This window comes from Flavobacterium sp. GCM10023249 (genome assembly GCF_042653365.1).
In the GTDB taxonomy this organism is placed as follows: domain Bacteria; phylum Bacteroidota; class Bacteroidia; order Flavobacteriales; family Flavobacteriaceae; genus Flavobacterium.
Map to the genome: position 1 here is coordinate 80,887 of NZ_JBHSHZ010000002.1, position 15,661 is coordinate 96,547.

Sequence of the window (15,661 nt, forward strand, 5' to 3'; positions counted from 1 at the left end):
ACATTTATTTCATCAATCTTCTATAATTCGATACAAAAAGCGCAACCAATACCAATTTATAACATCCATAGTTTAAAACAACTAAAAAACATTCCTTATGAAAACACTTCCGTTTTACCTATTACTATTTTCAGCATTGTTCTTTTACTCGTGTGATGACATCGATGATGAAAGCAATAACTCTTTAAAAGGAAGCTGGTCCTTAGTAAAAGTATCGGGAACAATTGCCGGCATAGAAAACAATTACCCTATAGGAAAAATCAAATGGACGTTTACTAATTCCAATGTAAAGGTGATCAATACAGACACCGAATATGACTATGACGTTTTGGAAAGTGGAGAGTACACCTATACATTACATCAGGCCGAGGTAGCCGCCGATTGCACCGAAACAGTAACTATTGATGCGATGGATTTGGGATGTTACTACACCTATAACAACAAGCTCTATATCAATCAACTCACTACCGATGGCGTAGTATTAGAACTAGCAAAACTATAAATTGTTATAAATATAACAAATTGTTGTATTTTTATACTTTTTGTGTATTTATTTGTGTTTCAGAATTTGTACCTTTAATTTTGCAAAAAAATTAAGAAATGGAATCAAATCAGTTATTACAAATCGCACAGGAATTCGGCTCACCAATTTACGTTTACGATGCCGAAAAAATTGCTTCACAGTATCACCGATTAACCAATGCATTTTCTAAGGTAGAAAAAGTACGCATTAACTATGCCGTAAAAGCCTTATCGAATGTATCCATTTTAAAACTTTTTAAACAATTAGGATCGGGATTAGACACCGTATCCATTCAAGAAGTACAACTAGGTATACACGCAGGTTTTGAACCTCACAATATCATTTACACTCCCAATGGCGTATCTATGGATGAAATCGAAGAAGTGGCCGCTTTAGGAGTTCAAATCAATATTGACAACTTATCCATATTGGAACAATTTGGCGCAAAACACCCAAAAACGCCTGTTTGTATTCGCATCAACCCGCATGTAATGGCTGGAGGAAATTCGAACATTTCGGTGGGTCACATTGATAGCAAATTTGGAATTTCTATACATCAATTGCCTCATATTTTGAGAATTGTAGACAACACAGGAATGCATATTAACGGAATCCACATGCATACCGGTTCTGACATTTTGGATATTGAAGTGTTTTTATATGCTGCCGAAATTTTATTTGATACAGCTAAACATTTCAAAGAACTGGATTTCATTGATTTCGGAAGCGGATTCAAAGTACCTTATAAAAAAGGAGACATTGAAACCAATGTGGAAGAATTAGGCAAAAAATTAACCCGTCGTTTTTTGGCTTTCGAAAAAGAATACGGTCGTGAATTGACATTGGCTTTTGAACCCGGTAAATTTTTGGTAAGCGAGGCTGGTTACTTTTTGGCAAAAGTTAATGTGGTAAAACAAACTACTTCAACTGTATTTGCTGGAATTGACACTGGATTCAACCACCTAATCCGTCCAATGTTTTATGGTTCGGAACACTTTATTGAAAACATTTCACATCCCAAAGGAAAAGAACGCTTCTATTCGGTTGTAGGTTATATTTGTGAAACAGACACCTTCGCAACCAACCGCAGAATTTCAGAAATCAAAGAAGGAGATATTTTAAGTTTCAGAAATGCTGGTGCCTACTGCTTCAGTATGTCATCCAATTATAATTCACGCTACAAACCTGCCGAAATTCTATGGAAAGATGGTAAAGCACAATTAATCCGTCAACGAGAAACTTTCGAAGATTTGCTAAAAAATCAAGTCGAGATTGAATTCTAAAACCACAATAATCATTAGATAAAGATATGGCTCTAACTTCAACTAAAAGTTCAGAGCCATTTCTTTTTCAAATCTCATTATAAATCAGACAATTAGTCTTACATTTTTACTTATCAACTGTAATACATCGGTAAAAATATACTTTTCATCGATTTTTATATAAACTTAATTCGTTAAGAAAAATCTTATGTTTAAAAATAGTTAATTTCGCGCTACTTGAATAAAGTAACAAATGAAAAAAACTAAAAAACTCTTCCATTTGGCAACATTTTTTTTGTTGCTAAGCACTACACTTATGGGGCAAAATGATCCCTCTGTTATCCTATCCGATCACAACGGTAACACTGGAACTATCACTATAGATTGTAACTATAATTTTATTCCACCCAAAAGAATTGAACTTACCGCAACGTATCCTGATTTAAAAACGACAACTGATTATACTGTTGAAACTATACCTTACAATCCTTACGGACTTTACACGGATGGAACAGCAATCCCTTTCAATAATGATGACGTTTGGAGCAACTCAATACAAATAGGCTTTCCATTCTGTTTTTATGGCAACACCTATACTAGTGTAAATGTAGGTGACAATGGAATTGTTCGATTCGGTTATAATAGTAGTATTCCTGAAGGTTCATTTTCATCTATCACCAATACGACACCCAATCCTTCATTGGTTCGAAATGCAATTTTTGGAGGTTTTCAGGATCACATTTTAGCACCAGTTGGTTTTGGATGTGCTACAGGAGAATTCTGTGGTTCAGTGAGTTACCTAACCACTGGAACAGCTCCATTTCGAAAATTCATCGTCAATTTCAATGAAGTTAATCACTTTAACTGTAGTGGTTTTAACGATCGTAATTCTACCTTTCAAATCATTTTATATGAAACGACTAATGTTGTAGAAATCAATGTAAAAGAAAAACCACTTACTTGTAATGGAAATATTAGTGCAAATGGAAACGGTAATTCACTAATCGGTCTTAATAACAGCAATGGTACAATGGGAATTGCTCCTCCGGGAAGAAACACCGGAGTATGGTCCGTTACAGATGAATCGTATCGATTTAATCCTTCTGGTGCCAGTGCCACACAGATAAGCTGGTATAATGCTGGAGGTACTTTTTTGGGTAATGCTAACCCAATACAAGTAGTACCACCTCAAAACAATACGTTTTATACCGCCATAGTCAATTATAACACTTGTACACCTAGACAAATTCAGAATTCCATTGCAATCAACTATGATTTGGATTATCCCGTTGCTCCAAATATTACGGCTTCCTTTTGCGATTCTGAAGCACCGTTTCCGAATGAAACAGTTGATATAGAAGGTTTATTGATCCCAGAGACGGGTATTGTAAAAACCATTCATGCCTCACAAGTGGAAGCGGATAATAATCTCAATCCGTTATCGGGGATGCAAGCCTATAACATGACAACTACTTCGCAAGTTTTTTATTATCGAGAAAGCAAAGGAAGTTGTTATGCAACTGGTACGATTACAGTACAACTTTATAATACTCCGCAAATTGGCGATCAAGAGCTATATGTGTGCGACACCAACAATGATGCCACAGAAAGTGTTTTACTTTCCAGTCTTACCACCCAAATTACAGGATATCAGTCATGGATGGGCTTTACCTATTTTCAAAATTTAGCCAATGCTGTAGCAAATGTAAACCCATTTACGACAGTCAATGTGACACAACCTCCCGGTTTTTACGATGTGTATGTCAGAGCTTTTAATCCAGCGAATCCTGCCTGTCACAGTATTTTCAGATTGACAATCCGAATTCGTCCAAGATTAGTACTAGCTCCTATTGCCGATTTCTGCATCAACGATCCTGATTTCAACTTACAAGAGTTTTTTGACTTAACAACATTAACTGTTACCTCAACCACAGGACCAACAAATCCATCAGATTTGACCGTTTTGTATTATACAACCTTAGCCAATGCACAAAGCGGATCTAATCCGATTTCCAATCCGGCGAATTACCTCATCAACATTCCAGCTCCTTTAACCAATATAACACTTTATGCGGGAGCAACCGCGCCTGGATTCTGTCCGAACTACACCCCCATCAATATCTCATTCTGTGAAGCAGACGGTAGTGACGGTGGTGGCGGTGGCGGTGGCGGCAACGGAGGTTTTGGAGGTTTTGGCGCCTGCTTGGAAAATGGAGATATTGTCCCATCATTTGACTTAACCCCAGTTTATAACAATGTGATGACCGCCAGCGGTGTGAGTCCAATACCCAACCCACAAGGCTACTACACTACACTTTTAGCAGCCCAAACCCAAGATCCGGGATTTGCACTAACACCTGCTCAAATTGCAGCGTATACACCAGTTGCGCCTTATTCTGAAGTATGGGTTCGTTATATTGACAACAATGGTATTCCGGGAATTAAACGAATTATCGTCCCTTTAAAATTCAAAACGCATGAAGTACGTGATTTTGAAATTTGCGATATATACAATGACGGCACAGAGAATGTAAATCTACTTCCTATTCCTTACTTGGCGCAAATTCAAGCCGAAAATGCAGGAGAGACGGTTACAGCTTATGCATCAATGGCCGATTATCTCACTAATAGTAATCCAATTACATCAATTAATGTAGTAGCACCTACTACTACAGTGTATGTAAAAGTAAGTTCATATGGCTGTGATAGTGATTATACTTTGAATTTTAATTTAACCCCTTTTACGGTAAGGACCCCAGCATTGGAACAAGTATGTGATGTTGGTGCCGATGGTACAGAAAATTTTGACATCAGTGCGATATTGGGTAACAATAGTGGTGGATTTATCAATCCTATCGTAACAGTTCATTCCACTTCGAATGGGGCCTTTGACGAAACCAATTTAATTCCAAATACTACTACGAACTATCCGATTACTGCAACTTCTTCCATTTGGATCCGAATCGAAGAAGATCCGACGCTATTACCTTTAACCTGTCCCACAATTCAACAAATTAACTTTGGTTTTTTCAATTCGGTTGACACGAATTCAATCGCAACTATTGAAGTATGTGATTTAGACAATAATGGCCAAGAAACCATTTCAAATCTGAATGCCATAGTCGCTTCAATTGTAAATGAAATCCCAACAGAGCCAATTATTAAAAGGTTGTACACCACATTAACGGCCGCTCAAACGAACGACCCTATTTATGAAATACTGCCTGATTGGGATACCTTTGTGTATGATATCAATATCTTAGGAGTCAATGGAACGATTTATTTGCATCTACAAAACAGCGTAACTGGTTGCGAACGAATTGTACCCATCAACTTTAACATTCGATCATTACCATTAACAACCAACAATGCACTTACTTTATGTGATTTTGAAAATGACAATCAGGAAATTATAAATTCGATGTCGATTTTCAATCCACAAATTACAAGTAACCATTTATTTTATAATTTCCAGTATTTTGCCAGTTTGGCTGATGCAACTGCTGGAACACCACAGATTCCGTCAAACTACACCATCACTAATGGAACAACTGTTTTCGTCAGAATACAAAGCGGTAGCAACACGGGCTGTTCTGCAATTCTTCCGGTACAAATCAATTTTATTTCCTCTCCAATAGTCAATGCAATTACACCGCTCATTTGTGACAATCTGGGAAACAATACTGAAGTCGTCAATTTGAATGCGTATCAGAATGCCATCACGGCTAGTCTTCCGGGAATAACATTTAACTATTATGCATCCCAATCCGATGCTTTACAGAATTTGAATGCTTTCTCGAATTTCACAACATTCAATTATACCGTTCCTTCTTTTAACGTAAGTAATCAGTCCCCACCGGTATATGTTAGAGTAACTAATACTTCAGGATGCTTTTCCATTACAACTATTACATTCGAGAGAAGACCGATTATAGAAGCATTTGATGCTATTCAGTTTAGTTGTGACATTTCGACTACCAATCAATTACAAGGAGAATTCAATTTAGAGAATTCGATTCCAAGAGTAAGTGGTCAAGGTATGATTGTTAATCCGGCCAATTACAACATCAGTTTCCACAGCACTTTTGCACAGGCAACAGCAGGTACAAATCCTATTACCAATACTACCAATTATGGTGTTACGGCGAGTCAAACATCGTATGTTTATGTTCGTTTCTTGGATCCGATTACACAATGTTTCACTGTTAAAACATTGGAACTTCAAATTTATAATTTACCAAAATTCGTAAATAGTGTTTACGATGTTTGTGATGATAATCTTGACGGAATCTACAGTATCAATCTTACCAACTTGAACGGAACTGTAGTAGAAGATCCATCCCCATTTGTGTTTGGTTATTATAATTCGGAAGCCGATGCCTTAGCTGGCATCAATCCAATAACTAACATTGCCAACTATACCCTTTTACTCAGTCAGTTCCCAAAAATCATTTATGTAAAAGGAACCAACATCAATAATTGTAGCAAAGTTAAAGGCGTAACATTAGAACACAAGCCTGAAGTAGTGACTCAAATTAATAATGTGGATATCATTCGTTGCGATTCAAATAATGATGGCGTAGAAATTTTCGATTTAACAGAAGCGAATTCACAGTTTACGACTCAGGTTGGAGTGACTTTTACCTATTATAGAAATAGTAGCGATTTACAATCGAACACGAATCCAATAACAAATCCGACAACCTATCAGAATCTATCACCGAATCCGAATCTGATTTATGTTCGTTTGTCTGCTCCAGCAACCAATTGTGATTCTTGGGGTACAATTACTTTAAAACCTTTCTATCAGGAATACATTTTTCCTCCTAGTATTACTATTTGCGACAATAATGCGAATGGAAATGAAACCGTAAATCTGGAAGCCACGGTGTATAGCATTTTATCGACGTATCCATCAAACACATTAGGCTTAGAATTTTACACTTCATTGGCAGATGCGAACTCTGGATCGAATGCCATTGTGAATCCGACTGCTTATATCTTCACCAATTTTAGTACACCTATTTTTGTCAAAATCATCAATTTGGCCACCGGTTGTCCCATCATCAAGCAGTTGAACTATATTGTTCCACCTCCGATTGTATTGACTCCCTATGTTGCTAACATTTGTGATTTTAACCGAAATAACAGTGAAATCATCAATTTAAACTCCTATTTCGGCCAACTCAATGCAAATGCGACGAATTTTACCATAAAAGCGTATTTAACACAACAAGAAGCTGAAACAGGAAGCACTATAGGAATAATTTCTTCCACAAATTATACCCAAACAGTAGCAACACAAACCTATTGGATTCGATTTGAGAATGCACAAGGCTGCTACTCGGTGACTTCGGTTACGATTACTATTGTGTCTTATCCCGATCCGAATACTAATCCTCCGGCTATTGAGCTTTGTGATACAACAAATACCGGCGATTTACAAGAATCTTTCAATATTACCTCCAACGAAAATTACATTCGAAATGGTAATACCTCATATGTAATTACGTATCACACTAGTTTAGCCGATGCGCAAAACGCTTTAAATCCGATTAGCAATACTACGGCATTTAATAGTGGTAATTCTAGTGTTTGGGTAAGAGTAGTTACGAGTCCGGTAAGTGCTTTAACATCATGTAGTGTAATTATCGAACAGCAACTGAAGGTGATTCCAATGCCTACACCGAATCTAACTCCACCATTGTTACAACTTTGTGATAGTAACAATGCTAGTAATATGACTGAAATTTTTGATCTGACTCAAAATGAAAATTATATCCGCAATGGAAATTCCAGCTATGTAATAACTTATCACCATACCAATAGTGAAGCACAAAATGGGACCAATCCAATCAATAATCCCAACAGTTTTTCAAGTACCACTACAAGTATTTGGATACGTGTAACTACCAATACACCGACCACTTTAACACAATGTGCTATCATCATTGAACAAGCATTAGAAGTTGTTCCTTATCCCGTAGTAAATTATAATCCTCCGGTACTGTTTCAGTGTGATGACACCAATCCGGGAGATGGAAAAGAGTTTTTTAATTTGGAACGTTATAAAAACTACATCACCAATGGTAATTTACAATATGTTTTGAGTTATCATACTTCAGCTACTGATGCACAAAATAATTTGAATCCGATTCTCAATTTTACCGCTTTTGAAAGTAGTGACAACAGTATTTGGATACGTATAACTGCAGGTCCAACTTCTCCATTAACAAACTGTGCGGCTGTTGTGGAACAAAAGCTACGCATCAATCCATTACCATTAATTGGAACTCTAAGTAATTATTACAGTTGTATAAATTCGAATTCGACTGTAGCAACGTTTGATTTAAGCACCAAAGACAATGAAGCTTTAGCTGGTCAGAGTCCAAACTCATTTACCGTGAGTTATCACCTGACAGAACAGGAAGCAAAAGCAGGCACCAATGCGCTGTATTTCATTTATCACACTACCACCAGAACCATTTGGGCTAGTGTCAAAAATTTAACTACCGGCTGTACCATTACAGCTCCGTTGAATTTAATTGCAGAACCTTTGACAATGGCATACCAACCTTCAGCTGTCGAAACAGTATCTTGCGATATCGATGAAAATAATGATGGCTTTACAACATTTGATTTAACACGCTATACTAATGCCATTTTAGGCTCTAATCAAGCTGTTCCTAATTATTCAGTGACCTACTATGCATCTCAAAGTGATTTCAATAATAACACACCAATCACTACTAATACTCAATTTGTCAATACCAGCAACCCACAGACCATTTATGTTCGAGTGGTTAATGAAGCAAGTGTGAATAAATGTTGGACATCTATGAATTTCGATCTTAGAGTCAATAGGCTTCCAGAACCAACTCCGGATGATGGCACTATTTGTTTCGATCAGATTACAGGAACCCTACTTCAATCGTATACCCTTGATGCTCATTTGAGCAATGCGAATCATACCTTTGAATGGTTTTATGAAACGAATCCGAATCCAATTGCAAACCAGACTAGCGCAACATTAGAAGTAACACAGCCTGGGAATTATTTTGTTATAGCAACAAACACACTTACAGGATGCATCTCTAAACCGGCAATGGCTACGGTTATTCGATCTGAACCAGCTATAGCGAAAGCCAGAACCGAATATTCTTTCAATGACATCGTAAATATCGTAGTGAGTACATCAGGAATAGGTAATTACCAATACCAATTGGATAATTTCGCTCCACAAGAAAATCCGTTTTTTGAAAATGTAAGTGCCGGTACACATACTGTTACTGTGTTGGATATGAATGGTTGTGATTCCACTACCGTTGAAGTTATCGTATTGAAATATGCTAAATTTTTCACTCCTAACGGTGACAGTCATAATGATCAGTGGCATATTAAAGGAGTGTTTGCACAACCTGATGCCAAGATTTACATTTTTGACCGATACGGGAAACTGTTAAAAGAATTGTATCCGGAAGGAGAAGGCTGGAATGGAACCTATAATGGAAAACCAATGCCTTCCGACGATTATTGGTTTACAGTTGAATATACTGAAAACGGCCAGAAAAAGGAATTCAAAGCCCATTTTGCTATGAAACGTTAAAAGAAAATACCACAAATCAATTATATAAACAATTACTAATTTAACTCAAAACAAATGAAAACTATTCAAATCAAAATGAAGCAGTATCTGTTGTTTCTGATCACTTTGCTGGGATATGGGGTTTCTCTGGCACAGGCTACTGAGCCTCCTAGGTTCAAAACGTATCAGTCAGGAACTAATTTTACTTCAATTGCAGTAGATCAGAACAAAGCTGTTTGGGCAGGGACTGACAGAGCGGGATTATTCAAATTGGATCAAAGTGACACCATTGTCAATACATTCCAATTAACCTCTTTAGGTACTGCACCAGTTGTTAATTCTTTACGTATTCAAACTTTGGCAGCCGATAAATCCGGAAATATCTGGGTTGGTCATGGAGGCACCAATACTTCCAACACATCGGGAGGAGTTGAAAGAATCAATGCTACAACAAACGAAGTACAACATTTATCACCAGATAGAGATGCCAGAGGTTTTACCTTTATGGAACGAGATGGTATCGGTACTTTGAATGCACAGCAAATTGCAGTTGACCCAAACAACAAAGTTTGGATTGCGCATCGTTACCATGATCTTACAGTTACTGGACCACCAAGTTCATCGTATATTTTGACTCCAGGTACTTTTTCTTATAGAGTTGCTGATGACTATGCCGGAAAATTCAATTCGGTAGGTACTTGGCAAGACGTTATTTCATCCAATCCGGATATGGGTTTACCTTATCCTGATTATACTTACAATCCTACTCCATCACAAACTGCACAATCCAGAACCTGTAATGCTATTTCCGCAGATAGAGGTTATGTTTGGGTGAGTGTTTTTCCATACAAAGAATACAATGTAGAAAATTACCTTCCTTCCCGCCTATTGCAATATACAACTGGAGGACAATATGTTGGATTTCATACTGTTCAAAGTGCCCGATTCAGTTTGGGTGGCAATTTTCATGGTGTGTATGCTAACAACAACAAAGGGGTTTGGGCTACCACAACGATAGCTGGAAATGGCTTCTCTGTATTAAAAAATGGCATTTGGTACAACATTACCAATCCATCAATTATTCCTCCCGGGACACGTTTCAACAGAGCGGCCATTTGGGGTGATTCGTTCGGAAGAGTGTATATGGGAACCAACAAAGGATTAATTGTATATGATGGCTCAGGATACGTTGACAGTCCGTACTCGTATACTTTATACACCAAAGACCCTTACACTTCGCCACTAGGAAGAAGTGTACATGATCCTGATATGGTATCCAATGATATTATAGCCGGTTCGATTGAAAGTCCACAAAAACAATATTTTTCTTGGATTGCCACTACATCCGGAATCATGCGTGCCTATTTACCTTATGGAGATATCATGGCATATCATGTTGTCGATAAGGATTTCCCAAACAAAGAAACTCATGAAGGGAAAGAAAACTATGAGGTTTTTGCCAATTTGAAGAAAACCAGTTTGTCTTATGTACCGCTAAGTGAAGACATTCCTTCCTTCGCTGTTGATGGCACTACTTCTACAGTATTACGATTAAAAACCAATGACCCAGGTGGTTTCTACGCACCTAACAGTGCATACCGCATTGAATTCAGAAAAAACACTTCCGATCCTCTACCTGGAGATAGAAATAGCCCTGAATATATTGCTCGTTATGGTCAATTTACATTGAAACCATTGAGCGATTACGGAAACAATGTACAATTACAAGATTTGAAATATGTTGATTTCATTTACAAACATCCAACTTACATTGACTTTCAAGATTTTGTGAGTGGAAAACATTATACTGAATATGACATTTTCGTTTTTAAAAGAACACCACAGGAAACAGACGACTTGATTTTCAGACATCCAGCTAAATTCTGTTTACCTCCGGTATTATTTGGGCATGGAGTTTGGTCAAACATAGCATCAATGCAAGGGTTTGAAGATCATTTCAAATCTAAAGGCTATACGGATTATGAAACATTAAAAGCTTGGCGTTTGAATGGAGCTGATGCTGAAAATCCATTTGAGCGTGATGCCAATATTATTCCGACTTACATCGACAATTTGATTAGAAAAGCTTTAGGTGCAAAAGTATCGGCTGGTAAAGTGAATGTTATTGTTCATAGCCGAGGCGGTCTTTATACAAGAGCTTATATTGAGGAAATTTCACCGCGTTTCAAGTTTAAAAAGAACATCAACGCATTTGTAACGCTGAATACACCACATGCAGGATCACAAGCTGCCAATGCTGTTATGGATAAGCGTGTTGTAATTCCTGGTATACTTTACCCTACTTTCAACTCGAATTTCGATTTCACCAATATCGACAATTTGAATCCTATCGAGTTTCAATCAACAACACCAAAAACAATTGGTAATCTAATGAGTTTAGCTGCAGTTCCTCAACTGGATCGAGTAAACAATTGGGGCGCTAAAAATTTAATGGTTGTAAACGATGTACTATCTGGATCTTACAATAGCGAAACTCGATTCATTGAAACGCTTAATCAGCCTCAAAATGTTCAAAAATTAGTTGGAATTCCAATTCATGCCGTAGCAACCAATTTCGACCCTTGTCAGTTGGATGATATTTTACTATGTAGAAATGAGGACAATAGTGTTCCGAAAATTTTACCGAAACGTTTGTTCTGGCCATTATACGTGTATGAAGCCGTTAAATTCCTGATGGATGATGGAGTTCAAGGAGCGAGCGACTTTGTAAGATACTTATACAATGGAGAAACCAATGATGCCATTGTTCCCAACTCAAGTATGAGAACCGGATTGAATGAGCCTTATGTAAGTCCTTTTACAGGTGAAAACATTGCTCATATCGATACCGGAGGCATTGCCAATTCTTCTGGAGTTACGGTTAACCTTGCCGTAAAAGAATCCGTATATAGTTATTTAAAACTGAAACACAACAACAACCGATTTACAACCGGAGGAATTGCTCCTCCAGCTTTGACATACAATCTTTTCCCTGGTTTTGCTGGACTTCCAAACAGACCTTCGCAAAGAACTGTGACACCTGGTAAAATTGTTATTGATCCAAATTCTTTTTCCGCGCCGCTAACATCAGGAAGTACAGTAACTTTTAAAGTCTATCAAGAAGATTTGGATAAAATGATCATTACATTAGAATATCCAAACGATAGTGAAAATGTAGCTGTACTAACCAAATCTACAGGATTGGCGCTACGTAATGAATTTACTTTTACAATTCCATCTGAGTCGTTGGGTCAATTAAAAATCAACGCTTACGGTTTCAATGAAGGTAAGTTAGTAACAGAACACAATGTTTTACCGACTATAAGCTTACCGGGTGGTGTAACACCACAAAGCATACGATTTGCCGACACAAAAGTAACCGTTTTAGAGAAAGGTAGTCATGAATATCGCCTTTTAGCTACATATAGCGATGGTGTGGAAAGAAAAATCAACGATCTTTCAGGTGTGGTTTACACCCTTGAAAACAACCGTATTTCCAGACCCGATTTCACCAGTGTAAAAGGAGAACTTCCAGGTCAAAGTTTTATTACCGCAACTTTGGGTGCACTTACAGCTAAAGCCGAATATACCGTAGAAGAAGATCTGACTTTGAAGGAAACTTTAGTAACTGATTTTTATGCAACCTATGAGCAGACTGGTCCAATAACTTTACATTGGAATACTTACCAAGAATACCGTTCAAAAAAATTCATATTGGAGAAAAGTACAGACAATATAAACTTCCTTCCTATTAATGAACAACTGGGACAAGGCACAAGTTTCAATCCTATCACTTATAACTATTTGGACGATACTAACGAAACAGTAGTGTATTATAGATTGCGTTTAATCAACTTGGATGACAATGAGCAATACAGTAAAGTCATCGAAGTCAACAGAGCAGCACTTTCCAATGATAATCCTGATGCCTTTTTGAATGGATTACGTTTAGTTCCAAATCCATTGCACACGACTACAGGAAGCATCAACACTCCTGCAAATTGGGATGGTCGTGCAATAGAAGTGAATATCTTTGACACCAATGGAAAACACGTTGGAGGTCAAAACATAAATCGTATTCCTGGACAAGCCAATATCATGTTTGAAATGCCGCAAGGAACAAGCAATGGTTTGTACTTAATACAATTGAAAACTGCCACTTTTATAAAAACGTTGAAACTCATTTATCAACGTTAATCAATGTATTAAAAGAAAAAAGGTCTCAAATTGAGACCTTTTTTTTATTTCACTAATACTTCTGTCATTACCTTGGCTTCAGTACCGTTAGGAAATGTAATTTTTAGCTTTTGCGCTAACGTTGGAGCAATTTGTGTAATTTCTTTTTTATCGTGACTTTCACCTTTTTTGATATTCCATCCATAGAATAAACAAGGAACATGTGTATCATACGAATATGGAGTTCCGTGTGAAGTTCCAGTTCCGTAATATTCAATATATCCAGGCTTGTCCAAAACAATCAAATCTCCGTTTTGAGTAGCATCAAAACCTTTCGCCATAAATTCCAAATAATAATCGGCACCTGAAGACGCTAAAATTTCTTCTTCAGTATACACACGTTTTATGTGCTTTTGTGACATCAAAAACTCTTTGAACGCTTGCTTAACACGAATCAATTCCAAGCCTTTTTCTTTAACTTTTGTTTTATTGATGAACACATTATAATTGGAATAATTCAATAGCAAATCATCACCAAAATAGGTTTTCGAAAATTCAGCAATCGATTGTTCCACATTCTTTTCACTGATACTTTCCACTTGATATTTATTGTCTTTCAAATGTGTAACATTTTCAGCACCAGCATGATCAGCGGTTAAGAAAATCAAATAATTTCCTTTACCAACTGTAGTATCCAAATACTGTAGAAATTCGGCAATGGTTTGATCCAAACGCAAATACGTATCTTGTAATTCGATAGAACGAGGTCCGAAGTTATGACCAATATAATCTGTAGAAGAAAAACTAACTGTAAGGAAATCAGTTATATCATCCTTTCCTAAGTCTTCTTTAACGATGGCTCTTTTCGCAAAATCTGCCAATAAATTATTCCCATATGGGCTCGCTCTTAGAACTCCAGGATCATTAGCATCCATCATTTCCTTCATGTTATACGGAAAAAAAGGTGCTTTTTTATACAATTTCCCTTCGTATGGGTTATCGTCAGGCAAACTTTCATTATACACTTCTTTAGGTTTGAATAAATTCCAACCTTCTGCAGCGTATTTTTCATAATTTTTCTCGTTGTTGAACTCGTTTACCCAACTTGGAAGATTTTCGCCGTAAAATGTACTAGAAATAAAAGAACCTGTTTTACTGTACCAAAATGCCCAATTTGCAAAATGGCCCGCAGGTAAAATTGCTCCACGGTCTTTAAGGCTCATACCAATAACTTTTCCTTTAAAATTTGTAGCTAAACGCAATTCATCGGTAATAGTGCTAGCTTGAAGATTTTTAGGAGACATTTTCCCTTCAGATTCCACACCGTTTCCAATTGTTTTTACAGCATCATCATCTGTACAATACACATCTTTCCCTAAAGTACGATGGTACCATTCGTTACCAACAATTCCGTGAATCGCAGGAGTTGTTCCTGTATATACCGATGCGTGACCAGGGGCTGTGTAAGTAGGCATATAGTTATAATGCATATTATGGAAGGTATACCCATCCTTCATTAACAGCTTGAATCCATTTTCAGAAAAATCGTCTGCAAAACGATATAGATATTCCATTTTCATTTGATCGACTACAATACCAATAACCAATTTCGGTTTTTGCGGTTCGGCAGTTTCTTTCTTAGTCGATTTTTGTGCTGAAGCATAACCTACGGCTAACAGCGACATTACTAACGTTAACTTTCTCATCATTTTTTCACATATTTCATGTTATACACCATTATTCTATCGCTATAGTTGATATACAACTGACTCATATTCTCTTTTTTTCGGGTTTGGATTTCCACATAACAGGGCTCACCATATTGATCTACGCAATCAAACCCTACAATTTCTTTACCGTTTTCGACTTTTTTGTCGTAGTATTTTTGAATTTTTAAATATTGTTCAATATCCGAATATACCGCAATATAATTCTTTTTGGTATTCAGATTGGCTATTATTTTGGCTTCTTTAAAAGGAGTAAATGCACTCCATTTCCCTTTTTCTTTCACTGACAAACTCACTGCAGAAACTTCAAATCGGTAAACTTGCGCTTGTGCTACGGTTCCTAAAAACAGGAAAACTATAATTATTTTAAGATAGGATTTCATATATA

6 protein-coding genes are annotated in these 15,661 nt (G+C 36.9%); 4 read left to right on the forward strand and 2 right to left on the reverse strand.

The window, feature by feature from the left end:
• The first annotated feature begins 97 nt into the window (after positions 1 to 97).
• The 4 genes from ACFO7M_RS00440 to ACFO7M_RS00455 all read left to right on the forward strand — a co-directional run bounded on the left by ACFO7M_RS00440 (position 98) and on the right by ACFO7M_RS00455 (position 13,567).
• Positions 98 to 502, forward strand: coding sequence for a hypothetical protein (locus tag ACFO7M_RS00440; protein ID WP_379733399.1), 405 nt, complete (start codon positions 98 to 100; stop codon positions 500 to 502).
• Between the two features lie 98 nt (positions 503 to 600).
• The gene (lysA, locus tag ACFO7M_RS00445) at positions 601 to 1,806 is read left to right on the forward strand and encodes a diaminopimelate decarboxylase (RefSeq protein ID WP_379733402.1); all 1,206 of its coding nucleotides are present in this window, start codon (positions 601 to 603) and stop codon (positions 1,804 to 1,806) included.
• 232 nt (positions 1,807 to 2,038) lie between these two features.
• The gene (locus ACFO7M_RS00450; RefSeq protein ID WP_379733405.1) at positions 2,039 to 9,391 is read left to right on the forward strand and encodes a T9SS type B sorting domain-containing protein; all 7,353 of its coding nucleotides are present in this window, start codon (positions 2,039 to 2,041) and stop codon (positions 9,389 to 9,391) included.
• A gap of 54 nt (positions 9,392 to 9,445) precedes the next feature.
• Positions 9,446 to 13,567, forward strand: coding sequence for a T9SS type A sorting domain-containing protein (locus ACFO7M_RS00455; RefSeq protein WP_379733408.1), 4,122 nt, complete (start codon positions 9,446 to 9,448; stop codon positions 13,565 to 13,567).
• 44 nt (positions 13,568 to 13,611) lie between these two features.
• Here the strand turns inward: ACFO7M_RS00455 and pafA are convergent, their stop codons facing one another.
• Positions 13,612 to 15,252 carry an alkaline phosphatase PafA gene (gene pafA, locus ACFO7M_RS00460; protein WP_379718966.1) on the reverse strand — a complete coding sequence of 547 codons (1,641 nt, stop codon included), beginning with the start codon at positions 15,250 to 15,252 and terminating at the stop codon, positions 13,612 to 13,614.
• A complete protein-coding gene (locus tag ACFO7M_RS00465) occupies positions 15,252 to 15,656 on the reverse strand; it encodes a hypothetical protein (protein ID WP_379733411.1) in 405 nt (134 codons plus the stop codon). The genes pafA and ACFO7M_RS00465 overlap by 1 nt, the downstream gene beginning before the upstream one ends.
• Between the last annotated feature and the right edge of the window lie 5 nt (positions 15,657 to 15,661).

Excerpts from the sequence above, each read along its gene's own strand:
- ACFO7M_RS00465 (WP_379733411.1), bottom strand. The coding sequence starts at position 15,656 with ATGAAATCCTATCTTAAAATAATTATAGTTTTCCTGTTTTTAGGAACC.
- ACFO7M_RS00450 (WP_379733405.1), top strand. The coding sequence starts at position 2,039 with ATGAAAAAAACTAAAAAACTCTTCCATTTGGCAACATTTTTTTTGTTG.
- lysA (WP_379733402.1), top strand. The coding sequence starts at position 601 with ATGGAATCAAATCAGTTATTACAAATCGCACAGGAATTCGGCTCACCA.
- ACFO7M_RS00455 (WP_379733408.1), top strand. The coding sequence starts at position 9,446 with ATGAAAACTATTCAAATCAAAATGAAGCAGTATCTGTTGTTTCTGATC.
- ACFO7M_RS00440 (WP_379733399.1), top strand. The coding sequence starts at position 98 with ATGAAAACACTTCCGTTTTACCTATTACTATTTTCAGCATTGTTCTTT.
- pafA (WP_379718966.1), bottom strand. The coding sequence starts at position 15,252 with ATGAGAAAGTTAACGTTAGTAATGTCGCTGTTAGCCGTAGGTTATGCT.